Annotated in this window: 21 protein-coding genes; 14 read left to right on the top strand and 7 right to left on the bottom strand. The window is 70.0% G+C overall.

What is annotated here, in order from left to right; all coding sequences use genetic code 11:
* Positions 1 to 59 precede the first annotated feature (59 nt).
* Positions 60 to 1,256: an alanine racemase gene (locus ACY34J_RS09995; RefSeq protein ID WP_462761948.1), complete on the bottom strand. Its 1,197-nt coding sequence runs from the start codon at positions 1,254 to 1,256 to the stop codon at positions 60 to 62.
* A gap of 574 nt (positions 1,257 to 1,830) precedes the next feature.
* Between ACY34J_RS09995 and crcB (ACY34J_RS09990) the strand changes: the two genes are divergently transcribed.
* Genes crcB (ACY34J_RS09990) through crcB (ACY34J_RS09980) form a run of 3 tightly spaced genes read left to right on the top strand, consistent with a single transcriptional unit; the run spans position 1,831 to position 2,983 of the window.
* Positions 1,831 to 2,262 carry a fluoride efflux transporter CrcB gene (gene crcB, locus ACY34J_RS09990; protein WP_462726188.1) on the top strand — a complete coding sequence of 144 codons (432 nt, stop codon included), beginning with the start codon at positions 1,831 to 1,833 and terminating at the stop codon, positions 2,260 to 2,262.
* Positions 2,259 to 2,612, top strand: coding sequence for a DUF190 domain-containing protein (locus ACY34J_RS09985; protein WP_462726146.1), 354 nt, complete (start codon positions 2,259 to 2,261; stop codon positions 2,610 to 2,612). Before crcB (ACY34J_RS09990) ends, ACY34J_RS09985 begins: the two co-directional genes overlap by 4 nt.
* Positions 2,609 to 2,983, top strand: a complete 375-nt coding sequence (gene crcB, locus ACY34J_RS09980) for a fluoride efflux transporter CrcB (RefSeq protein ID WP_462726147.1) — start codon at positions 2,609 to 2,611, stop codon at positions 2,981 to 2,983. The genes ACY34J_RS09985 and crcB (ACY34J_RS09980) overlap by 4 nt, the downstream gene beginning before the upstream one ends.
* Positions 2,984 to 3,122: 139 nt before the next feature.
* On the opposite strand, the gene ACY34J_RS09975 is transcribed toward crcB (ACY34J_RS09980), so the two are convergent.
* The 4 genes from ACY34J_RS09975 to ACY34J_RS09960 all read right to left on the bottom strand — a co-directional run bounded on the left by ACY34J_RS09975 (position 3,123) and on the right by ACY34J_RS09960 (position 8,972).
* Positions 3,123 to 4,508 (bottom strand): UDP-glucose dehydrogenase family protein, encoded by a 1,386-nt coding sequence (locus ACY34J_RS09975; protein WP_462726148.1) that lies wholly within the window; start codon positions 4,506 to 4,508, stop codon positions 3,123 to 3,125.
* A gap of 119 nt (positions 4,509 to 4,627) precedes the next feature.
* The gene (locus ACY34J_RS09970; protein WP_462726149.1) at positions 4,628 to 5,785 is read right to left on the bottom strand and encodes a right-handed parallel beta-helix repeat-containing protein; all 1,158 of its coding nucleotides are present in this window, start codon (positions 5,783 to 5,785) and stop codon (positions 4,628 to 4,630) included.
* Entirely contained in the window at positions 5,782 to 7,683 is a 1,902-nt protein-coding gene (locus ACY34J_RS09965; RefSeq protein ID WP_462726150.1) for a right-handed parallel beta-helix repeat-containing protein, read from the bottom strand. The genes ACY34J_RS09970 and ACY34J_RS09965 overlap by 4 nt, the downstream gene beginning before the upstream one ends.
* On the bottom strand, positions 7,680 to 8,972 hold the full coding sequence (locus ACY34J_RS09960) for a glycosyltransferase family 2 protein (RefSeq protein WP_462726151.1): 1,293 nt from the start codon (positions 8,970 to 8,972) through the stop codon (positions 7,680 to 7,682). The genes ACY34J_RS09965 and ACY34J_RS09960 overlap by 4 nt, the downstream gene beginning before the upstream one ends.
* Positions 8,973 to 9,538: 566 nt before the next feature.
* Here ACY34J_RS09960 and ACY34J_RS09955 point away from each other — a divergent pair.
* The 9 genes from ACY34J_RS09955 to pqqE all read left to right on the top strand — a co-directional run bounded on the left by ACY34J_RS09955 (position 9,539) and on the right by pqqE (position 17,214).
* Positions 9,539 to 9,943 (top strand): YrhB domain-containing protein, encoded by a 405-nt coding sequence (locus ACY34J_RS09955; RefSeq protein WP_462726152.1) that lies wholly within the window; start codon positions 9,539 to 9,541, stop codon positions 9,941 to 9,943.
* 154 nt (positions 9,944 to 10,097) lie between these two features.
* Positions 10,098 to 10,394: an antibiotic biosynthesis monooxygenase gene (locus ACY34J_RS09950; RefSeq protein WP_462726153.1), complete on the top strand. Its 297-nt coding sequence runs from the start codon at positions 10,098 to 10,100 to the stop codon at positions 10,392 to 10,394.
* 699 nt (positions 10,395 to 11,093) lie between these two features.
* The gene (locus ACY34J_RS09945) at positions 11,094 to 12,242 is read left to right on the top strand and encodes a PQQ-dependent sugar dehydrogenase (RefSeq protein WP_462726154.1); all 1,149 of its coding nucleotides are present in this window, start codon (positions 11,094 to 11,096) and stop codon (positions 12,240 to 12,242) included.
* Positions 12,243 to 12,638: 396 nt separating this feature from the next.
* Positions 12,639 to 14,006: a PQQ-dependent sugar dehydrogenase gene (locus ACY34J_RS09940; RefSeq protein ID WP_462726155.1), complete on the top strand. Its 1,368-nt coding sequence runs from the start codon at positions 12,639 to 12,641 to the stop codon at positions 14,004 to 14,006.
* A 28-nt stretch (positions 14,007 to 14,034) separates the two neighbouring features.
* On the top strand, positions 14,035 to 14,166 hold the full coding sequence (gene pqqA, locus ACY34J_RS09935; RefSeq protein WP_462726156.1) for a pyrroloquinoline quinone precursor peptide PqqA: 132 nt from the start codon (positions 14,035 to 14,037) through the stop codon (positions 14,164 to 14,166).
* A gap of 9 nt (positions 14,167 to 14,175) precedes the next feature.
* Positions 14,176 to 15,096: a pyrroloquinoline quinone biosynthesis protein PqqB gene (pqqB, locus tag ACY34J_RS09930; protein ID WP_462726157.1), complete on the top strand. Its 921-nt coding sequence runs from the start codon at positions 14,176 to 14,178 to the stop codon at positions 15,094 to 15,096.
* On the top strand, positions 15,093 to 15,815 hold the full coding sequence (gene pqqC / locus ACY34J_RS09925; RefSeq protein WP_462726158.1) for a pyrroloquinoline-quinone synthase PqqC: 723 nt from the start codon (positions 15,093 to 15,095) through the stop codon (positions 15,813 to 15,815). Before pqqB ends, pqqC begins: the two co-directional genes overlap by 4 nt.
* The gene (pqqD, locus tag ACY34J_RS09920) at positions 15,815 to 16,084 is read left to right on the top strand and encodes a pyrroloquinoline quinone biosynthesis peptide chaperone PqqD (RefSeq protein ID WP_462726159.1); all 270 of its coding nucleotides are present in this window, start codon (positions 15,815 to 15,817) and stop codon (positions 16,082 to 16,084) included. Before pqqC ends, pqqD begins: the two co-directional genes overlap by 1 nt.
* Positions 16,081 to 17,214: a pyrroloquinoline quinone biosynthesis protein PqqE gene (pqqE, locus tag ACY34J_RS09915; RefSeq protein ID WP_462726160.1), complete on the top strand. Its 1,134-nt coding sequence runs from the start codon at positions 16,081 to 16,083 to the stop codon at positions 17,212 to 17,214. Before pqqD ends, pqqE begins: the two co-directional genes overlap by 4 nt.
* A 638-nt stretch (positions 17,215 to 17,852) precedes the next feature.
* Here pqqE and ACY34J_RS09910 read toward each other — a convergent pair.
* Together ACY34J_RS09910 and ACY34J_RS09905 are read right to left on the bottom strand one after the other, a co-directional pair.
* Positions 17,853 to 18,278, bottom strand: a complete 426-nt coding sequence (locus ACY34J_RS09910; RefSeq protein WP_462726161.1) for an SRPBCC family protein — start codon at positions 18,276 to 18,278, stop codon at positions 17,853 to 17,855.
* Between the two features lie 183 nt (positions 18,279 to 18,461).
* Positions 18,462 to 18,794, bottom strand: a complete 333-nt coding sequence (locus ACY34J_RS09905) for a trypco2 family protein (RefSeq protein WP_462726162.1) — start codon at positions 18,792 to 18,794, stop codon at positions 18,462 to 18,464.
* An 80-nt stretch (positions 18,795 to 18,874) separates the two neighbouring features.
* Between ACY34J_RS09905 and ACY34J_RS09900 the strand changes: the two genes are divergently transcribed.
* Together ACY34J_RS09900 and ACY34J_RS09895 are read left to right on the top strand one after the other, a co-directional pair.
* Entirely contained in the window at positions 18,875 to 20,551 is a 1,677-nt protein-coding gene (locus ACY34J_RS09900) for a S1 family peptidase (RefSeq protein ID WP_462726163.1), read from the top strand.
* Positions 20,548 to 22,758 carry a serine/threonine-protein kinase gene (locus ACY34J_RS09895; RefSeq protein ID WP_462726164.1) on the top strand — a complete coding sequence of 737 codons (2,211 nt, stop codon included), beginning with the start codon at positions 20,548 to 20,550 and terminating at the stop codon, positions 22,756 to 22,758. The genes ACY34J_RS09900 and ACY34J_RS09895 overlap by 4 nt, the downstream gene beginning before the upstream one ends.

The following is a 22,758-nucleotide window of genomic DNA, read 5'->3' as shown; positions in this document are numbered from 1 at the left end:
GCCTTCGGAGAGGGTGTTCGTGGGTGGGGGGGCGAGCGACGGACGGGGGCCCGTACGGCTCACAGCAGCAGGCGGCCGGCGACGGGGTGGCCGAGGAAGCGGTGCATGGCGAACTCCCAGCCGTAGGAACCCGCGTACGGGAACACGATGAGGTCCCCGGCGCGCACCCGGTCGATCAGGACGTCGCGCAGCAGCGTGTCCTCCGGCGTGCACAGCTCGCCGACGACGGTGACGCGGGTGTTCTCGGCGGCGGGGCGCGGGCAGCCTTCGGGCCAGTCATCGACGGGGAGAACGGCTATGTTGTGCACGATGTCCCAGGACGTGGGCAGTTGGAAGTGGTTGATGCCGCCGCGCAGCACCGCGAACCGCTCGCCGTATGACTCCTTCACATCCGTCACCTCGGCGGCGTACCAACCGCAGTCGGCGACCAGGAACCGGCCCGGCTCCAGGACGACCTTCACGCCCGCCGGCGGCTCGACCTGCCCGGCCAGCTCACCGAATCGGGCGATGTCGAAGGGCTTCTCACCCTCGAAGGCGACACCGATGCCGCCGCCGATGTCGACGTGCCGCAGATCGATCCCGTTCTCCGGAGCGGTCCGTGTGCTCCACTCCAGGCACCAGCGCAGATATGCGGCATGGGCTTCGGCGTCGAGATTGTTCGACGCGGCGTGGATGTGGAAGCCGATCACATCCACGCCGGGCAGCCGCTTCGCCTCGCGCAGGACGCCCGGGATGTCGGGCTCCGGCACCCCGAACTGGGAGGGTGCGCCGCCCATGTGCAACGAGCCGCTGACCGGAATCCGTACCGGGTTGACGCGCAGGGCCACCTGGGCCTGTACGCCCTCCGCGACGGCGATCCGGCTGATCCGGTGGAGCTCGAGCAGGCTCTCGGCGTTGATCGCCTCAACTCCGGCCCGGACCAGGGCCGTCAGGACGGGGACCGACTTCGCCGGACCAGCCGCGACGACGGGTGCCAGCCCGTCAGCGGCCACCGGCCTGGCCTTCAAGGCGAGTTCCAGTTCCGAGCAGGAAGCCACTTCGAATCCATCGACGTGCGCAGCGAGTGCGTCCACGATTCCCGGGAAGGAGTTCGCCTTCACGGCGTAGTAGACGGCCGCCCACTCCGGAAGCGCACCGCGCAGCTCCTGCGCACGCCCGGCCGCGACTGCCCGGTCGTACAAGTAGACGGAAACGGGAACATGGGCCTGCGTCAGATCCAGCAGTCGGCGCCGCACCAATTCAGGGAGCACATCCACCGGATATGCGGACCGTGGCGCCGCGGACGGCGGTAACACTACGGACACGGCACTGCCTCAACTCGTGAATCGATCGGAAGCGGGGGATCCACCGCCTACGGGCCTGCCCGGACCCGACGACTCCTCATGTTCCGAAGAGACACAGCTGCCCCAGACGTGTGGGATGCCTGGCGAACCCTCGTCCGCCAGCTTGTTAGGTGAGCCTAACCTAATGCTCCCGGGGCTGCGTGCCAAGCAGTGCACTCGCCGAAACCTGCACGAGCAGCCAGACGCGCCCGACGGCGGCGCTCGGCGGCAAGGACGCCCATGAGAATCATGGAGTGTGCCATCTGTCACGCTCCGTGGCGATGTTCAGAGCAGGCGGAGCGGTCGGTAGGCTGGTGGTCGGCGACCGCCTGGCGGTCGCGCGGCGGTGGGGCCCGCCGTACCCGAACCGCGGCATCGGCGCCGCCAACGGTCCCTACTTGCGATCAAGCGCCCGCCATTCCGGGCGTGCCTGGCGAGTAGGAGAGGTGTATCCGTGAAGGTCCCGCAGACTCCGGCGGTCGGTGAGCCGACCGATCCCGACGTCGACCTGCATGTCCCCGCTCAGCGGTCCCGGTCGTGGCGTGCACAGGTGCCGGTGGTGGCCGTGGTCGCCCTGGGCGGGGCGATAGGCGCCTCGGCCCGTTACGGCGCCTCCCTGCTGTGGCCGACGGGCGCCGGAGCCTTCCCGTCGACGACGCTCGCGGTCAATGGGTTCGGCTGCGCTGTGATCGGTGTCTTCATGGTCGTGATCAGCGAACCGAGGGCGGCGCACCGCCTGGCGCGCCCGTTCTTCGGCACCGGCGTGCTGGGCGGCTTTACGACCTTCTCAACCTACGCGGTCGACATCCAGCAGTTGGTCGAAGACGGCCGGGCGGGCGCGGGGCTGGCGTACCTGGGACTGACGCTGCTGGTGGCGCTGGCGGCGGTGTGGAGCGCGGCGTGGGTGACACGTCGGCTGGTGGCGTGGAGGCATCGATGACGAGACTGACCGGTAGCGCGCTGCGCGTGACGATCTTCATCGGCGAGAACGACGTGTGGCACCACAGGCCGCTGTACACCGAGATCGTGCACCGGGCACATAAGGCGGGCCTGGCCGGGGCGTCAGTGTTCAGGGGGATTGAGGGATTCGGCGCCTCGTCGCTGATCCACACGCAGCGGCTGCTGTCGCTGAGCGAGGACCTGCCCGTCGCGGTGGTCATCGTCGACGACGAGAAGCGCATCCGCGCGTTCCTGCCGCAGCTGGACGAACTCGTGGCCGAGGGCCTGGTGATCCTCGACGACTGCGAGGTCATCCGCTACGTCGGCCGTACCGAGGGGAAGCGGAAGTGAACTGGCTGCTGGTGATCGCTGGTGCCGCGGTCGGCGCACCGCTGCGCTACCTGACTGACCTGGCCGTGCAGAAGCGCCACGACACCGTCTTCCCCTGGGGAACCTTCGCGGTGAACGTGGCCGGCTGCCTGGTCCTGGGCGTGCTGACCGGCGCGGTCACCTACGGGGCAGCGCCGCACTCGGTGCAACTGCTTCTCGGCACCGGGCTGTGCGGCGCTTTGACCACCTACTCGACGTTCTCCTACGAGACGATGCGGCTGGCCGAGTCCGGCGCGAAGTTCTTCGCTGCCGCCAACGTCATCGCCAGCGTGGTCGCCGGTCTGGGCGCGGTCTTCGTCGGCATCGCGGTGGCGGAGGCGGTGTGGGCCTGAGCGAGATTGACAGCCACGATCGCGCTGGTGGTCGTGGCCGCGTTCGGCGCTGCCGCGCTCTCACACAGCATCGCTCGCAGCGGCGGCACATCACGCGGGCTGAACCTGCCTGACGTACCGCCCTGCCCGGGAACGTGTCTCAGGGACGGCCGAGGGCGCGGTACTCCCAGCCGACGGCGCGCCAGGCCGCCGGGTCGAGGGCATGGCGCCCGTCGACGATGCGGCGGTGGGCGACGACCGCGCCCATGGCTTCGGGGTCGATCTGGCGGAACTCGGTCCACTCGGTGAGGAGCACGACGACCTCGGCGCCGGCGGCGGCCGAGATGGCGTCGGTGCCGTAGGAGAGCTCCGGGTGGCTGCGGCGGGCGTTCTCCGTGGCGGCCGGGTCAACGACGGTGACGTGGGCACCCAGACGGTGCAGAGTGCTCGCGACGTCCAGGGCGGGCGCGTCGCGGATGTCGTCGGAGTTGGGCTTGAAGGCGGCGCCGAGCGCGGCTACCCGGACCCCGTTGAGGTCGCCGCCGGCCAGCTCACGGACGAGGTCGACGGTACGGGCGCGGCGCCGCTTGTTGATCTCGTCCACCTCGCGGAGGAAGGCGACGGCCTGGCCGACACCGAGTTCCCCGGCCCGGTGGGCGAACGCCCGGATGTCCTTGGGCAGGCAGCCGCCGCCGAAGCCGAGGCCCGGCTTGAGGAAGCGGCCGCCGATCCGGTCGTCGTACGCCAGCGCCTCGGCGAGTCCGGTGACATCGCCGCCGGTGGCCTCGCACACCTCGGCCATGGCGTTGATGTACGAAATCTTCGTAGCCAAAAAGGAGTTGGCGGCCACCTTGACCAGTTCGGCCGTCGTCAGATCGGTGACGACGACGGGGGTGCCCCGGACGATGACGGGGGCGAAAGCGGCGCGCAGCTGCTCCTCGGCCCAGGCGGAGGCGGTGCCGAAGACCAGCCGGTCGGGGCGCAGGGTGTCGTCCACGGCGTAGCCCTCGCGCAGGAACTCGGGGTTCCAGGCAAGCTCGACCTGGTCGCCGGCCGGGGCAAGGCGCTGGACGAGCTCGGTGAGCCGGGCGGCGGTGCCGACCGGCACGGTGGACTTGCCGACCACCAGGGCGCGCCGCCGCAGGTGCTGGGCGAGCTGGGTAACGGCGCTGTCCACGTAGCGCAGGTCGGCGGCGTCCGAGCCCTGCTGCTGAGGCGTGCCGACGCAGATGAAGTGGACATCTCCGAACTCCGCGGCCTCCGCGAAGCTGGTGGTGAACTGCAGCCGCCCGGAGTCCAGGGCCTTGGCCAGCAGCTCCTGCAGTCCGGGCTCGAAGAAGGGGACTTCTCCGCTGCTGAGCCGCTCGGCCTTGACCGGGTCCACGTCCACGCCCAGGACGTCGTAGCCCAGGACGGCCATGCAGATGGCATGGGTGGCGCCGAGGTAGCCGGTGCCTATGACAGTGAGGCGGGGGACGGGGGTCGGTTCCTCGCTGCCGCCGGGTCTCGCGCCGACGGTGTCCTCCGGGATGGCGATGGCTGCCATGTTCATCTCCAGGGATGGTCTCGAGCTTTTGTGTGCTCTGTGATGTTCGTGCGGGCGTTTTCGGGTACTCCGCGCGGCGGCCTGCGTAGCGGATGGAGGGGTCCCCGCGGGCCCGGCGGTCAGGAGCCGCAGTGGATGTTGGCGAGCCCCTTGGCCGCGCCGCTCACCTTGTTGTCGCAGGTCACCGTGTTTCCGTTGACGGGGGTGAAGTTGAAGCCGTAGCCCGGGCCGTCCACGTGCGCGGTGTTGCCCTTGAAGGTGTTGTTCCTGCCCCAGCCGTCGACGAGTTCATGGGTCTGGAAGCCGTCCTCCAGGGCGTGGCTCCCGGTGTTGTACGAGATCAGCCAGCCGTTGCCCTTCACATCGACCCAGGAGTCGTTGTGCGACCCGGACAGCTTCGCGCCGTCGAAGGTGTTGCGGGTGACCACGCCGCCGGTGGTGCCCTCCTTGATGTCGACGGCCTCGGCCGTGGTGGCGCTGATGTGGTTGCCGCGCACCACGTTGTGATCGCTCTCGTCCGGCTTGCAGTTGGTGACGGTGCACCAGTTGGACTTGGCCGTACCGATGTAGACGCCCTCGCCGAACGTGTCGCGGCGCAGTCCGGTCTCGCGCACGGTGTTGTCCCGTACCACGTTCTGCGAGCTGAAGTTGCGCAGGTGGATGCCCTCGTCGCCGATGTGCTCGACGGTGAGGCCCTGGATGACCGCGTGCTGGACCTTGTCCGCCATCACGCCCTTCTGGCCGTTGCGCACGGTGAAGCCGACCAGCCGCCAGTAGCTGGCGCCGTCGAGGTGGAGGGCGTACTTCCCCTTGATGTCGCCGCCGTCGATGACCGCGCCGGGGCCTCCGCACAGGTAGACGGGCTTGGCGGCGCTACCCGGCGTCCTGGCGGTGAACTTCCCTTCGTACACGCCGTCGGCCATGCGGATGCTGTCTCCGGGCACGGCGTTGTCGAGGGCCTCCTCCAGCGAGTTGGCGTCGCTGACGGTGGCCGTGGGCGTCGGGCAGCTGACGGCTGCGGCGGAGGCGGGGGCCGAGCCGCCGGTGTCCGGGGAGTCCGGGGTGTCGGTGCGGGCCGGCCCCGTGGCGGGCGCCGATGCGGTGCCCGTCGGGCTCACCGTGGCGCCGTGGGCGGCGCTGGGCGTCGCCGTCCCGGATCCGGCCGTCATACGGGAGGGGTCCGGGCCACCGCCTGCGTTGAGGGCGACGATGAGTGCCACCACGGCGACGGCGAGCGCCGCCGCGGCCAGCCATGCCGCACGGTTTCCGGCGTTCATTCACTCATCACCGCGATCTGTTCCTGGCCCGTGAGCCGGAGCTCGCGTACGGACGACTTGGGCAGCGGTGCCTTGTCCAGGTACGGGTGGCGGCCGAGCTGCGCCAGCCGGATGCGGCGCCCGCGCTGACCGAGGGCCGCGGAGAACAGGATGAGCAGCAGGATCCCCGCCCAGAGCAGGGTCATCGGGCTGGCGTAGTGCTTGAACTTCACCCAGAACGAACTGGTGTCGTACCAGGCGAAGGTCTGGTTCTGCTTGACGGTCACGTCGCCGTGGGCGCGGGAGTTGTCGATCGCGCTCGGGCCGACGCCGGCGATGACGTTGTACGAGACCGTGGACCCGCCGATACCACCCACTAAGGAGACACCGTGGTTGCCGGCCTTCTGGACGGTGTTGCCGCGCACTTCGGCGACGGAGTCCCGGACGTAGACCGCGGTCTCGGTGTGCTCGACGATGTTGCCGGTGACCGTGGCGCCCGTCACCCCGTCGCGCACCGAGATCCCCTGGCGGGACTGGTCGATCAGGTGGTTGCCGGTGATGGCCACCTTCTCGGTGTCCCGGCGGGCCACGATGCCCATGTCGCCGCCGATCACCCGGTTGTCCTGCACGCCGACATCCGCGCCGCCGATGACCTCGATGCCGTAGTGCCCGTTGTCACGGGCAGTGCTGCTGGACACGGAGTTGGAGCCGTAGCTGCTCACGGACTCGCCGGAGGCGGAGGGGCCGTGGGCGAGCGGCCGGCCGCTGATCGTGAAGCCGTTGCCGTCGTTGCCCACCGCGCGGGAACCGGTGACGCGGACCTGCTGGGTGGCGCGGGCCAGCACGAAGCCGTCTCCCCCGTTGTCCCGGGACGTGGTGTCCTCGACGACCGCGTTGGTGACGAAGCGGTGCAGCACCATGCCGTCCTGCTGGCTCCTTTCGATCCTGGTGGAGTTGATGGTGACGCCGGTGGCGCTGGAGACGAACATCCCGTAGACGTTGCCGGAGATGGTGGAGTGCTTGATCTCCGCGGAGACGTAGGACAGCTGGGGCGTGGTGAAGCGGCTGTCGGGGGTGGTCAGGTTGCCCGAGGAGCCGGCCAGGACACCGCTGCTGCTGAGGTGGTCCAGGTCGTCCTTGGTGGGGGTGTCCGGGCCACTGACGCTGCCGGTGTTGGGCCGGTCCGTACCGGTCAGGCTCAGCCCTCCGGTGCGGCCGCTCCAGAACCCCAGGTCGGCGATCTTGGTGTAGCTCATGGTGAACTGTCCGCCGATGGCGCGCACATACGCCCGCCCGTCCCGGACGTCGGTGTCCGGCCTGTTCTTGCGGATGTCCCAGCTGCTGACGTGCACCGGTGCCTGCGCCGTACCTTCCAGGATGATCCGGCCGCCGAAGGAGACGATGGAGACGAAGCCCTGGCTGCTGCTGGCCATGTGCAGGGTCAGCCCGCCGGGGTTGGACAGCCTGAGCTTGGCACCGGAGTTCAGATAGATGTTCTCGGTCAGCAGATACGAGCCGTCCGATCTGCGTACGAACGTCTGCGGCGCCAGCTCCAGCAGATCGGAGATGGTGTAGGGCTTGCTGCGCTCGGTGAGTACGAGCGTGTAGCCGCTGCCGGTGTCCAGGCGGTACGGCCGCTGCCACTGGGGGCCCTTGAGCGGGGCGATCGCCGCCACCGCACGGACCTGGTCGAGCCGGTGGTCCTCGGCGGCCACCAGCGAGGCCTGGGTCTCCGACTCCTCGGGGGTGAACCGCGACGTCGGCTGGCGTTCGGCGGCGAAGGCGGGGGCCGGCTGGGCGAGCAGCAGCGCGGTGGCCACGGGCAGTACGGCGGCGGCACGGAGCACCGGGCCGAGGCGCCGGGGGCGCACGGGGCCGGTGGGGTCGTTCTGCTGGATCAAGTGGATCTGGTGGTTCATGACTGCAGTGCCCCCATGCCGGACGTAGCGGTGGTCGGCGTCGTACCGCCGAGCGACGCGGAGTCCTGTCCCTCGCCGCCGATGGTGCTGCTGCTGCGGGTGAGCCAGCCCTGCTTGTTCATCGTGACGAAGGCGTACAGCTTGATCGGAAGGGAGATCATGACGACCACGACGGCGAGCAGCGGCAGCAGGAGCAGCTCCTGCGGGTGCCTGCGCAGGTGCGAGTAACCACGCAAGCCGCGTCCGACGAGGAGCCATAACAGCGCCAGCGTCACGCCTCGGCCGGTCAGTTCGAGACGGCTGAACAGGAGGTATCCCAGGGCCATGCCCATCGTCACCGGGGTGAGCAGGATCTGCAGCACGGTGATCTTGGTGACCAGAGGCACCCGCCAGAGCCAGCCCTTGTAGAGGGCGGTCAGGTAGCAGCGGTAGGAGTTGCGGCTCCAGCGCACGCGCTGCTTGACGAAGGCCCGGAAGGAGGACGGGAACATCGACACCGCGCGGGCGGAGGACTGGTGCACCGTCTTGTATCCGGAGGCCAGCACCAGCCAGGTCAGCCGGCCGTCGTCGCCCGCGACGCAGCGGCGGCCGAGGAAGAACTCGTCCTCCAGGTTGGTCAGTACGGGCATGATCGCGGCCCGTCGGTACGCCGCGGTACGGCCGGAGAGGCAGGCGACGGCACCCGCGCGCCCCATGGCCGGGACGTAGTCGTAGTAGCGGAGGTTGACCAGCCAGTCGGCGATGCGCCGCCAGACGCTGGAGCGGCGCCGGTAGACGTTCTGCTGGGTGCCGACCCCGCCGACCATGGGATCGGCGAACGGCATCTGGACCGCGTCCAGCAGCCCCGGCTCCCAGCGGGTGTCGGAGTCCACCAGCACGACGACCTCACTCGCCGCGGCCCGGATGCCCACCCCCAGCGCGGAGCGCTTGCCGCGGTGCTCGAACGCCAGCACGCGCACACGGGAGTCGGTCACCTGCGACAGACGGCGCAGCACCTCGTGGTCTTCCAGGTCCGGGACGATGATCACCTCCGTGGGGTTCTGCGCCAGCCAGGTCTCCAGGCAGTCCAGCAGGATGCCGGGATCCTCCCGGTAGGCCGGGACCACCACGGAAGTGGTCGTCCGGAAGTTGTTCACCACGGGCCGGGCGAACCGGGACAGCACCGCCCGGTAGAGCCACAGTCCCCAGACGAAGACGCCGGCGATGCCCAGTGGCATGACATCCCGCCAGGATGTCTCACCGACCGCTTCCACCAGCCATGACCAAAAAACGTCGAAGAAGCTCGACATGAACGGGGCCCCCCACGAACCTGATCACACAGAGTTGCCTGCCAGACGCCATGAGCGACGCAGACAGCGAGGAATGTAGGGCATCGACACAACCCCTTCACTCGAGATCCACAAACTTCACTTGGTGCGCCGAGGGCCCTCCGGCCACGGGCACGCCGCGAAGGGTGAGAATCAGCCATTGAATGGGGGATGGTTGACCATTCCATGACAGGTCACCCAACCTGCGGAAATCCCGGCCCCAGCAGCCCGGCGTACGCGCGCCGGTCCCAACCCACCATCGGCGCCACGCCACCGAGCGCACCGCGAGGTTCCCTGACGCGGTGGCACTTCTGTGACGCAAGTCACACAACCCGACCATCTTAAGTGAACTTGCGGTGAACGCGTTTCCGGCGTACGGGAGTAGGCCCCGTCCGCCATACGAGGGAGGAATCCTCCGCGTCACGAGGGAGGAATCCTCCGCGTCGTGCCGGCACCGACGTCATCTGTGTGGGCTTCGTCCACAGGAGGTGCGCGGCCATGAACCCTGCCCGCCGACCGCCTCCGACGCCGTCCGCCATGATGTGCGGATGATTGACAAGGAGCCCGCCCTTCGCCTGATCGAGGCGTTGGTGGAGCAGCTCAACCAGCAGGCCCGGTCCATCGAACCCGCTATGCCGGAGACGGCGGTCGCAGGGGTGACGGAGCATCCGTTGTGCTGGGCGGTGAGCGTGGACAGCGCCGAGTTCGTGCGCACCGGCGACCGCAGCCACCAGCTGATCCCTGGGAGCCTGTACCTGGTGGACCGGCTGGACGGCAGCATCCACCGGATCAGCAGCACCGCCTTCGCCGTCTGGGACTGGGAGCCCGGCTATCGGCAGTTGGTCAGGGGCGAACGTCCGGAGGGCGGCTGGCTTCGGCGGCTGATGGGCCGAACGACCGCCGGCGTCGCACAGTACGTCACACCGGTAACCGGCCCGAACTCCGCTCCCTGAGGGCCAGGGCCCTGCCGTGAGGCCCTGACCAAGAGCCCCAGCGGGCCTTTCGGAGCCGTATGCGGCGCAGCTCGCAGAGGCGGAACCGGCTCCGCGACCATACGGTGGTCTGAGAGCGTCGTCGAGCGGAGCATTCGGTCGAGTGGAGGCCACGATGGAGGAGCACTTCGTCTGGATGACAACGCGCCGCATCAAGCCGGGCATGTTGGAGGACTTCCAGAGGGCCTGGCGGCCGGCTCCCTATCCCCAGGGCCTGCGCCATGCCTACGCGTACTGGTCCGAGGACGGGCAGGAAATCATCGGGGTGTCGTTCTGGGATTCCAAGGAGGCCTGCGATGCCTGGCGGAACTCCGAGGGTGAGGCGCGGCGGCGTGAGGCCATGGCTCCATACATCGTCGAGGAGCGGGAAGCGTTCTACCGCGGCCGTGAACTCGCCGTCCCCACGCTTTAGCGCAGCCGTCCTGCACCTCGGCGTACCGCGTACAACGCCCCAAGGCCACTCATGACCAGCTGATCAGACCTCAGCGGCCGTCCCGCCAGTCGTTCGCGAACCCCCCGATAATCCAAGGCAGTTGAGCAACAACGCTCAGGGGCCGGCCGAGCGGGCCTTCACCCGCCTGAAGAGCCGGACGAAGACGAACAGCGCCGGCTGTCGTTATTCCATCTCGCCGGTCTGGTGGCTGGGGGTGTGATCGGTTCCGGCTGGCTATGCAGATCGTGTGCTTCGCCCTTCTGACCGTGTACACCTTCGTTCACCGCACCTGGGCCGCCCGCCGCGGCGCAGCGCGGAGGGCCGTGCCGCAGCAGGTCTGAACTGGGCACGTATCCAGCACAGTCGCAGGGCGGCATCCCGCCGAGGGCATCAGCGAGGACGCCCGGGCCGATCAAGGTCCCGGGCGTTCCGCGTACCGGCTCGGTACGAGGCCCGCGGCGAGAGTGAATGCCCTCGGCAGGATGGGTCAACGAAAGTGGGCACGCCCGGGGGCGCGGTCAAGACTCTTGGACAGTCAATCGCCGCGCTCCGGGTTCTTCCCTTCGCGCGTGAATTCCGGACGTACGGCACCGCAAACGGATCACATGGATCAGGCACGGTCGTCAGGTCCCTGTCTGGCAATGACATTGCCCCACACACGTTAGGACGGGAATCCGAATGTCACGTTCGGCGCGCTCAACGCTGCTTCGCGCCCATCCGGGCATCGCTTCACTCACCGCCATCGCCGCTCTGCTCGCCCCCGGCCTGGTCGAGGGGACGCCGGCGACCGCGGCATCCGCCACCCCCACCTCCCGGGCCACCGCGAACGCCCGGCCCGTTCCCCGCGCTGTCGACGGCGGAGTGCCGTCCAGCGTCGGGACGCTCACCACGGCTCTGACGTCGCCGTGGACCTTCAGCTTCCTGCCGGACGGCAAGTCCGCACTGGTGACCGAGGCCAACACGTCCAAGGTCTGGAGCGTCGCCCTCAACGGCTCCAAGAAGCTGGTCGGCGCGGTGCCGTTCACAGTGAAGCCCGCGGAGGACGGCGGGCTGCTGGGTATCGCCCCCTCCCCGACGTGGAACGGCACGACCGACAAGGCCGTGTTCGTCATGCACACCACGTCCGCTGACACCCGTGTCGCCAAGCTGAGCTACGACGGCCGTACGCTCACCGGGTACCAGACCGTTCTCAGCGGAATCCGCAAGGGCATCAGGCACAACGCGGGAAAGATCGCCTTCGGCCCCGACGGATATCTGTACGTCTCCACCGGCGACTCCTCCCAGGCCAACCTCGCGCAGGACAAGAACTCGCTCAATGGGAAAATCCTGCGGATCACCAAAACCGGCGCCCCGGCCCCCGGCAATCCCTTCGGCACCCGGGTCTACAGCTACGGCCACCGCAATCCCCAGGGCCTTGCCTGGGACCGCAATGGACGGCTGTGGTCAGCAGAGATCGGGCAGAGCAAGGCCGACGAACTCAACCTGATCAAGCCCGGGAACAATTACGGCTGGCCGACCTGTGAAGGCACCTGCGGAGTCGCGGGCATGACCAATCCCAAGATGAGTTGGGCTCCGGTGAATGCGACTCCCAGCCAGATCGCCATCGTTCGCAACGTCATCTACATGTCGGCGCTGCGCGGACAACGACTGTGGCGTATTCCGATCGCCGGCAACAGCGAGGCCGTCGGTTCGGCGACCTCGTACTTCAACGGAACCTATGGCCGATTGCGAGGCGTCGCCAAGGTCCCGGGTGCGGATCAGCTCTGGGTGGGCACCAATGGGCACGGGTCCGGCGGAGAAAAGATCATCAGGGTAACGATCAGCTGAACCTGCCTGCGGCGGGCCGATTCACATCAGGTGACGCACGCTTGACCAGCTTTTGACTCGGGAGTGGCATGCGGCGTGGCAATGCGGCGTGCAACCGGGATAACCGGTGGTTCGCTACTGATATCTGACGTCGCGTCATCAGACACGGTGAATGGCATGGTCATGCGGGCCGTGGGAAGTGCTCCACCTCCAATGGACTAGCTCCGGTCGGCGCACCTGTTCCACATGGTCAAGACTCGGTTCAGAAAGCAGTTGCGGTGCTCCAGCCGTTCTGTTCCTGTTCAGCGAACTCCCGGATCGCGCAGCACCCCAACAGCTGACCCGTTTCGTGGCCCGCTTTTGCAGACCTCTTCCTGGCATTCGTGGGGCCACGCCGAGAAAACGAAAGGTGTCGGCATGGCACGTTCAGTGCGTTCGGCGCTGCGTTCAGCACGCCCCGGTGTAGCTTCGCTGACCACCCTGGCCGCGATATTGGCGGCCAGCGTCCTCCAATTGCCGTCGGCAGCCGCGGCGCCGAGCACCAAGGCCCAGGAGGCACCGTCCGGGCCCGGCGCGGCGCCGTCGCCGGTCTGCTACCAGCCCGTCGGCAGCTTCCCGGGCATCCAGTTGCTCTTCAGCTTCCCTTGGCTGAAGAGCACTCCCTGCCCGGAGGTGCCGCAGGGCCGGCCGGCAGCGGCCATGGAGGGTACGCAGGCCACGCAGATCACTCAGCCGGCGGCCCCGGAGGGTACGCAGGCCACGCAGGTCACTCGGCCGGCGGCCATGACAGCCACCGAACAGCTCGCGGGCGCCCCGGTCACCACCACGTTCTCCACCAACTGGACGAGTCCCTGGGGCATCTCTTTCCTCCCGGGCGGGCAGTCGGCGCTGACGACGGAACGCCACACATACCGGGTGCACCGCCTCGGGCGTGACGGCTCCAAGAAGCTGATCGGCAAGGTGCCGTACACGGTCGCCGGTCCCGCCAAGCCGGCCGGCACCGGCGGGCTGCTGGGTGTTGCGCCCTCGCCGACCTGGAACGGCACGACCGACAAGGACGTGTTCTTCGTACACACCGTCGCCAACGGCACCCGCGTCGCGAAGATGAGCTTCGACGGCAACAAGCTCAGCAATTACACCGTCGTGCTCGGCGGAATCGCGAGGGGCGGAGACCACAACGGCGGCAGAATCGCCTTCGGTCCCGACGGATACCTCTACGTCTCCACCGGTGATGCCCACCTCAGCAATGCGCCGCAGGACAAGAACTCGCTCAACGGAAAGATCCTGCGGATCACCAAGACCGGTGCTCCGGCCCCCGGCAACCCCTTCGGCAACCGTGTCTACAGCCTCGGCCACCGCAACCCCCAGGGTTTCGCCTGGGATGCGCAGGGACGGTTGTGGGAAACCGAAATTGGTGAGAGCACCTATGACGAGCTCAACCTGATCAAGCCCGGCGCCAACTACGGCTGGCCGAAGTGCGAAGGCGCCTGCAGCGTCGCGGGCATGACCAACCCCAAGAAGGTATGGGCTCCCGAAGTCGGCGTACCGGCGCAGCTCGCGATCGTGCGCAACGTCATCTACGTGTCGACGCTGCGCGGACAGCGGCTGTGGCGGATGCCGATCGGCAGTGACGGACAGAGTGTCGGTACGGCGACGTCTTACTACAACGGCGCCTACGGACGGCTGCGCGCCATTGCCAAGGTCCCCGGCGCGGATGAACTCTGGCTCAGCACCAACGGACGCGGGGCGGGCCAGGACCTCATCCTCAAGGTGACCATCAAGTAATTCCCAACCCGAAAGGCAGGTAGCAGCCATGACCGAATCCATGGAGCACACCGAGCAGCTCACCCAGAGCACCACGGAGGACAACTCCTGGCAGACCCCTGAGTACTCGGTCGTCGAGACCGCGCTCGAGGTCACGGCCTACTCGCTCAACGCCCGATAGTCCGCCGCCATGCTGCTGCAGGTGCTCGGCACCGCGGCCGGCGGCGGAATTCCCCAGTGGAACTGCGCGTGCCCCGGATGCTCCGGGGCACGCGCCCATCCGCAGTGGCGCCGCCGTCACGCCTCGCTCGCCGTCCAAGCGGGCGAGGGCCGCTGGTACCTCGTTAATGCGACCCCCGACATCGGCGACCAGATCGAGACCCACCCGAACCTTCACCCGGGCCCGGGGCCCCGGCAGACACCCCTGGCCGGACTGGTCCTCACTGACGCCGAGCTCGACCACACCCTGGGCATCGCCCGGCTGCGCGAGGCGGACGGCCTGGAAGTCCTTGCCACGCCCCCGGTCCGCCAGGCCCTCCGGACCCGCCTGCACCTGGGCGAGGTGCTGACCCCGTACACCACCATGACCTGGCGGGAGCTGCCGTGCCGCGGCGCGGAACCGCTCACCGGAGCCTCCGGGTCGCCGAGTGACCGGGCGTCCGCCGTGCAGATCAGCGGCATCCCGGTGTCCGGCAAGCGCCCGCGGTACGCGGCCGACGCGCCGGACGACGAGGCGTGGGTCATCGCACTGAGGCTGTACGACCCGGCGACCGGAGCGTCCGTCATCTACGCCCCCGCGCTGGCCGCCTGGCCCGACTGCCTCCACCAGGCCGTCACCGAAGCCGACTGCGTCATCGTCGACGGCACCTTCTGGGACGACGAGGAGCCCCGCCGCACCGGCATCTCCTCGCGCACCGCCACAGGCATGGGACATCTGCCCATCGACGGGCCCGGCGGCACCGCCGGACTGCTCGCGCCGCTGTCCGCCCGCTGTCTCTACACCCACCTCAACAACACCAACCCCCTCGTCGACCCGGCCGCACCGCAGCACAAGCGGCTCGCCCGGCTGGGCCTCGAGGTGGCGCACGACGGGATGGTGATCGAACTGTGACCACGGCCCTTGCCACAGAAGCGGAGCCCTGGAGCCCCGCCGAATTCGAGGCACGACTGCGCGCGGTGGGGGAGGAGCGGTACCACGACCGCCACCCCTTCAACCTGCGCATGCACAACGGCGATCTGACCCCGGCGGAACTTCGCCGCTGGATCGCCAATCGCTTCCACTACCAGCGCCACATCCCCGTGAAGGACGCGCTGATCACTGCCAAGTTCGACTCCGCACGGCTGCGGCGCCTGTGGCTGCGCCGTATCCAGGACCACGACGGACAGGAGGAGGGCGACGGCGGCATCGAGCGGTGGCTGCGGCTCGGCGAGGCGGCGGGGCTGGGCCGCGAGACCCTGCTCTCCGCCGAGACCGTCCTGCCGGGCGTACGGCTGGCGGTTGAGGGTTACGTCAACTTCTGCCGGCTGCGCTCACCCCTCGAAGCGGTCGCGGCCTCACTCACCGAACTGTCCGCGCCGGACCTGATGCGCACCCGTATCGAGGCCTTCGAGCGCCACTACCCATGGATCGAGGCAGACGGGCTCGCCTACTTCCGCACCCGGGTCTCCCAGGGCCGGCGGGACAGCGCCGAGGCGCTCGACCTGGTCCTGGAGTGGGCCCGCACCCGGGCCGAACAGGAACAGGCCGTGGCCGCGCTCTCCTTCAAGTGCGATGTGCTGTGGTCGCTCCTCGACGCTGTGGACCAGGCCGGCCGCCAGGAGTCGGCCTGATGGCGGCGCCTGAGGCGGACTGGTGCCCCGAACTGGCACCCGCGATCGTGCTGCGGCGTGACGCCGTACGCGGGGCTGACCTTCTGGTCCTGCCCGAACGCGTCGTTGTCCTGGAGGGCCGGGCCGGCACCGTCGTCGGCCTGTGCGACGGCACGCGCAGCGTCAGCGGGATCCTGGAGGAACTGGCCGAACGCTTCCCCGGCGCGCCCGTGACCACCGACGTACCCCTGTTCCTCGACCGTCTGCGCCGGGAGGGCTGGCTGCGATGAGCCACGTAGCTCCGACGACCGCACCCGCCCGCCCCTGGGCCCTGCTGGCCGAACTCACCCACGCCTGCCCACTGCAGTGCCCGTACTGCTCCAACCCGCTGGAGCTGACGCGGCGCTCGCGTGAGCTGACCACCGCGCAGTGGACGGATGTGATGCGCCAGGCCGGCGAACTCGGCGTCATCCACACCCATCTGTCGGGCGGGGAGCCGTTGTTGCGCCGCGATCTGGAACAGATCGTCACCGCCGCCGAAGCCGCCGGGATCTACACCCAGCTGGTCACCAGCGGCACCGGCCTGGACGAGGACCGGCTGGCCGCGCTGGCGGGCGCCGGGCTGCGCAGCGTGCAGCTGTCGGTGCAGCACGCCGACCCGGGCGCCTCCGACCGCATCGCCGGGCGCCCGTCCTCGTTCGCCGCCAAGGAGCGGGCCGCCGCCCTCGTACGCAAAGCCGGATTCCCCCTCGGCCTCAACGTCGTGCTGCACCGGGACAATCTCGACGCCATCGACGACATCGTGGAACTGGGCCTGGCCTGGGGCGTCGACCGCATCGAGCTGGCCAACACCCAGTTCTACGGCTGGGGCCTGCTCAACCGCGACGCGCTGCTTCCCTCGCGGGACCAGCTCGCCCGGGCGCGGGACGCCATCGAGCGCTGGCGCGAGCGGCTCGACGGCCGGCCGGACCTGGTCTGGGTCGTGCCCGACTACTTCGACGGTGTCGCCAAGCCGTGCATGGGCGGGTGGGGGGCCGTTTCCCTCACCGTCGCCCCGGACGGCACCGTCCTGCCCTGCCCGGCGGCTGCCTCGCTGCCGGAGCTGAACGCCCCGAACGTCCGCGATCATCCGCTGGCATGGATCTGGGACCACTCCACGACCTTCACCCTCTACCGGGGCACCGAGTGGATGGCCGAGCCCTGCCGCAGCTGTGCCAGCCGCGAGGAGGACTTCGGCGGCTGCCGCTGTCAGGCCTACGCCCTCACCGGCGACGCCACCCGTACGGACCCGGCGTGCCGGCTGTCCCCCGACCATGGCCTCGTCCGGGCGCTGGCCGATGACAGCCCGGAGGAGGTGCCGGCCTACGTGTACCGCAGGATCGGCGGGCTGCGGGCGGCGGCGCGGGCCACCCAGGGATGAGCGAAGCCGTCCGCGCCCCCGCGGACACCCAGGCGGTCCAGGTGGTACGGGCCGCGCGCACGCCCGTGCTCGCGGCCAAGCGCATAGTGCCGACCAGCTCGCCTGCCGTTCCCGGTGTGGCAGGCCTGACGGCCCGCGGCGACCGGCCGGACCGGGTCCACGTACCCGGCCTTCGGCCGCCGGCCCGCGGGCGCGGCCGGCCGTGCGGCGGCTCGTGCCGTTCCGGCATGACGCGGCGGGTTACGGCTCCGCTGCGGCCCGCCCCCGGAGCCAGGCCCCCTGTCCGGACGGTCTTCTCGGGCCCGCGACGCCGGCTACGGCACTCCCCCAGCTACCGCTGGGAGGGGCTCCCACGCTGCGTTGCCGGAGTCGCCCGAGTACGCCCAGCACAAGGGCGATCTCCCCCAGACTCGGTCCGGGGGAGCCCCCGGCATCCGACGCCGCGGGCTGGTCCTCAAAGATCGCCCGGACAGACCTAGTGCCGCGTCAGCCAGGGTTTGCCCGGCAGCGAGGTGACCTGGTGCGGTCAGCTGCAAGGCGCCGGATCGGCCTCGTAGTGGGCCTGCTCGGTCGATCGGGCAACGCAGCAGACGGCCGTGCCAGGGCGGCGAGCGGGGCAAACCCTGGCTGACGCGGCACTAGGCCTCGACCAGCTGCTTGAGGTGCTGCAGGTCGTCCCAGACCATCCGCTGAATCGCACTGGACTGGGCGAATCCCTTCGGCCCGCCGAAGGTGTCCTTGACGTTCGCCGGGTCGTACTCCACCCGTACCTGGACCCGGGTGTGCTGGTCGTCGATCGGCAGCACCGAGAAGGTGCCTGACAGATCCGCGCCCTTCACCGTGTGCCACATCATCAGCCGGCCCTGGCCACGGTCGGCATACTCGCAATCGATGCCTCGCACGCGGCCGCCGGCCTCGACGTCCAGGTGAGCCCGGTTCCGGCCCTCCGACCGGGCCTCGCGGACGCCGTCGACGAACTGCGGGTAGGTGTCCATACGGTGGAGGAAGTCCCACACCACATTGGCCGGGACACTGACGTCGATCTGCTCTTCGAGAGCGCTCATTGGAAGCTCACCTGCCCAGTTCGCGCGCCTCGGCCGGCCGGCATCCGTACCGGATCCGCAGGGAGCAGCCGGCCGGCTCTCATTTCCAGGGTGCGCCGACCGGGCGCCGGGTGCGAATCGGCGGCGCGCGGCCCGTACCGAGCCGGCCCCGCCCGCAGCCGGCACTCGGCCGCCCGGCAGACCTCACCAGTCCGAGCTGCCGCCCCCCGGCTGCCGCCCGCCGGTCCCGCCCACCAGCTCGGGGCCGTCGCCCCAGTGCGGCTTCAGCTCCACCTGGATCCGGTGCGTGGTGTCCTTCGCCACGCTGCCGCCCGCATCGGCGGTGACCACACCGATCCGCAGCCCCGCCCGGCCGGACCCCTCTTTGCGGACCTGAACCGCGATCTCGAGGCTCACCTTCTCGACCGTGAAGCGCAGCTGCTCCTCCGCCCCCTCGGCCTGGGCCTGCCGCAGGTCCTCGCGCACCGTGCGAATGACCTCGGCCAGGCCCACGACCTCCGGCTGATCGTTGGACATGCCCCTCCCCCAAACCCGCGGTCACTTTCCGTCGTCATCAGTCTACGGATCCTTACCATGCACCCCTATGCTCGTGACGCATGGGGGACGGGACTCGGCGGAACGTCAACTACCGGGCATACCGCATGACTTGGCTGGTGCGTATCCGCGCGGAGGGTACGGACCGGATCCTGGGCACGGGGGTGCTGCTCGGCGGCCGTACGGTTCTCACCTGCGCTCATGTGCTGCCCGGCGAGCACACTCCGGTCACGGTCGACTTCCTGGAGATCGAGGGCAGCCCGTCGGCCCGGGCCCGGGTGATCCACGGCTGCTGGAAGCCGGAGCTGCGCACCGACCGGGCCGACGTCGCGCTGCTGGAGGTCGACACCCCGCAGAGCGCGGAGCACTCCGCCCCGCTGGTCGGGGTCGCCACCCCGCCCGGGGAACTGGTCGATCTGTGCGGCTACCCGGAGCAGCGCCCGCTCGGTGCGGCCTTCCGGGCCACCGTCAGCCGGCAGTTCGGAGAGCGCACCCAGCTCAACCCCGAGCAGGCCTCGCACGCCGCCCGGCGCGGCTTCAGCGGCGGGCCCGTCCTTCCCATGGACTCTGTCACCAGCGTCCTGGGCCTCACCGTCAGCCGCTGGCGGGACCACCAGGACAACCAGCGGCTGGACCTCACCTACATGATCCCGATCGAGACGGTCATCCGGCATCTGCCGCAGGTGGCGCAGTGGGCGACCGGCGATCCGGGCGTGGACCCGCCGCTCGCCTCGCACCGCTACACGCCCGTGCCGGACACCGGCCACGCCGAGCGGCTCGCCGACTGGTTCCGCGGCGAGGGCGCGCCCGCCGTCTATCTGACGGTCGTCGAGCAGGGTTCGGAGCGCGAAGGGACCCTGCAGCGCGCGATCACGCTCGCCGACCGTGTGCTGTCCGCCGGGCAGGCCCGCGCCGCCGCGCAGGATCCGCCGTCGACCATCCCGCCGGTCGGCAGTCTCGACCTGGCCATGGATGTCACCGGCCGCACCCTGGGCGAGGTCGCGGAGCGCGTCGCCAAGCGCATGAACATCCCGCTGCCGGATCCCGCGCTGGCCATCGAGCGGCTGCGGCAGAGGCCGGTGCGGCTGACCGTTGTCGTGGTCGGGGTGGACCGCGCGGCCGCCCCCGCCGAGCTCGTCGAATTCCTGGCTCTGCTCGCCGAGCGCGGCTGCCGGCTGCTGCTGGTCTTCCGGGACGCCGGTTCGGCGGCCCTGCGTACCGCCCGGGCGCAGATCCCGATCCGCCACCGGATGGCCCGGCTCGGCGAGCAACTGGACGAACTCGCCCGGCGGGAAGCCGCTCTGGGCGAGCTGGCCCTGCGCTTTCGGGGGGTGCCCGAGCCGGGCAACGAGGCGACGAAGCTGCGGGAGCGGCTGGCCGAACTGCGGCATGTGCACCGCACCGACCCCGAGGTGCCGGCGGCGCGGCTCGAAGCCACCATCGCGGCAGCCGAACGCGAGTCGGAGAGCGCGCTGTTACGGACCCAGGCGGCGCTGGAGGACGGCCCCGCCCTGCTGGCGCGGCGCAAACAGCTCCGCGATGAGCTGGAGTCCGGACGCCAGCTGTCACTGCGCCACGGCCGGATCGAGGACGTCGACCTCGCGCCGTACTACCGGCCCGCGTACGACGCCCTCCACATCGCCCCGTGCGACCTGGCCCACGCCGAGGAGGCGGTCGCCCGGTACATCGAGGGGCTGCGCCGCGTGCTCGGCTGGCCGGGCGAGGAGGGGGAGGCATGACGTCCCAGACAGCCGCCATGCGGGCGGCACCGGCACCGGAGCTGGACACCGAGCGGCAACGGCAACAGGAGCAGGAACGAGACCTGCTGGCCCTGCCCGCCCTGCCCGTCCCCGACCCGCAAGCCCTCGTCGTGGACGATCCGCCCTTGCCCACCGGCGGCCGTACCTGCGCCAACTGCGGCACCCGCGTGGGGCTGCCGATCGGGGGGCGCCCGGTCCTGGCCGACGGCTACTGCACCCACTGCGGCACGCCGTACACCCTGCGCCCCCAGCTGCGCCCGCGCGACCTGCTCGACGGCGGCCGCTACGAGGTGACCGGCTGCCTCACACACGGCGGACAGGGCTGGATCTATCTGGGCGTCGACACCCGGCTCGACCGCAGGCCGCTTGTCCTCAAATGCCAGATCGACCCGCACGACGAGCGGGCCCGGCGCATCGCGCTGGAGGAGCGCAACCACCTCATCACCCTCGACGACGCCAACATCGTCCGCATCCACGACTACATCACCCACCACTCGGGCGGCGACCAGACCGACTACCTGGTGATGGAGTTCGTCGGCGGCAAGTCGCTGCAGCAGATCGTCCGCGAGGCGAAGCGGCTCCAGCGGCCGCTCGGGCCGGACGAACCACTGACCCTGGAGCACGCCGTCCGCTACGGCTGCAAGATCCTCGAAGCCCTGGCCTATCTGCACGGCAAGCGCCTGGTGTACTCCGACATGAAGCCGGACAACGTCATCCACCACGGCGACCGGGTCAAGGTCATCGACCTGGGCGGGGTGCGCCGGGACGACGACACCACCACGGCCCCCGTCTACACCAAGCTCTACGCGCCGCCCGAAACCCTGGCGGGCGGCCTGCCCACCGTCGCCCACGACCTGTACACGGTCGGCAGAACTCTGCGCGTCCTGGCCGACGCGCGCGAGGCGAACGCCGCCCGGCCGGGCCTCGGCATCGAGTCCTTGGACCGGCTCGTCGCCCGGGCCACCCACTCCGAACCGCGCCGGCGCTTCGCGTCCGCCGCCGAGATGTACCGCCAACTGCACGGAGTGCTCCGTGAGATGGCGTCTCTGCGGACCGGACGGCAGCACACCGAGCCCTCCGCTCTGTTCGAGCCGACAACCGCGTTGCTCGACGCCGGCCTCGGCACGGTGCCCACCGTCGACCACTGGCTGACCGGCGCGGCGAAGGACACGTACGCACCCCCGCTGGACACCGGACGCCCCACCCCGTGCGCGGTGGCAGCCGGCCTGCCCGTACCGGTGGCCCGCCCCGACGACGCCAACATCGTGCAGCTGCGGCTGTCCGCCTCGCACGACCCGCGCGGTGTCATCCGGCAGCTGGAAGGCCTGCCGAACCCCAGCGTCGAGGTAAAACTCCGGCTGCTGCGCGCCCAGTTGGCACTGGAGGACCTGGAGAGCGCCGAGGAGCTGCTGACGGCGGCCACGTCGCTGCTCGGCGCCGAAACCCCGGACGCCGACTGGCAGTTCGACTGGCGGATCGACTGGCACAGCGGGCTGCTGTCCCTGGCCCGCAAGGACGTCGCGACCGCCGAGGGCCACTTCGAAGCGGTCTACGACGCACTGCCGGGGGAGCACGCGCCCAAGCTGGCCCTCGGCTACTGCGCAGAGTTCCGTCGCGACCTGGACCGCGCCGAGCTGCTCTACAACGCCGTCTGGCAGCGCAACCGGCAGCAGGGCAGCGCCGCCTTCGGCCTGGCACGCATTCATCTCGCCCGCGCGGACCGGCGCACCGCAGCCGACCTGCTCGGCCTCGTACCGCCCGCATCCCGGCACCACGACGCCGCGCAGATCGCCGCGACCCGCATCCGGGCCGCCCGGCTGCCGATGACTGGTAAAGGGCAGCCGGCCGCAGGTCTGCCCGACTGGTACGACGTGCTGGACGTCATCTCCGGCTTCCCCCGGCTCCACCTGGACGGCGGTGCGAAGGAGGGAGACGAACGCACCCGGCTGGCCGCCGAGATACGGGGCTGGGCGCTCGCCTGGATCCGCGGCGCCGGCCACGAGGCGAACGCCAGGCTCGAGGACATGCGCGGCGAGCTGCTGGGCGATCCTCCCAGCGCCGACGGGCTGCGCGCCCTTCTGTCGCGTTCCCTGGTGGCCCTCGCCTGGCTGCCGGGCACCAGGCGGCGGAAACGGGAGGAGCTCATCGACCGGGCCAACCGGCTGCGGCCCTGGACCTGGTGGTGA

The sequence above is a fragment of the Streptomyces sp. HSS9-12 genome (assembly GCF_054963655.1).
This window is presented reverse-complemented; position numbering and strand designations above follow the sequence as displayed.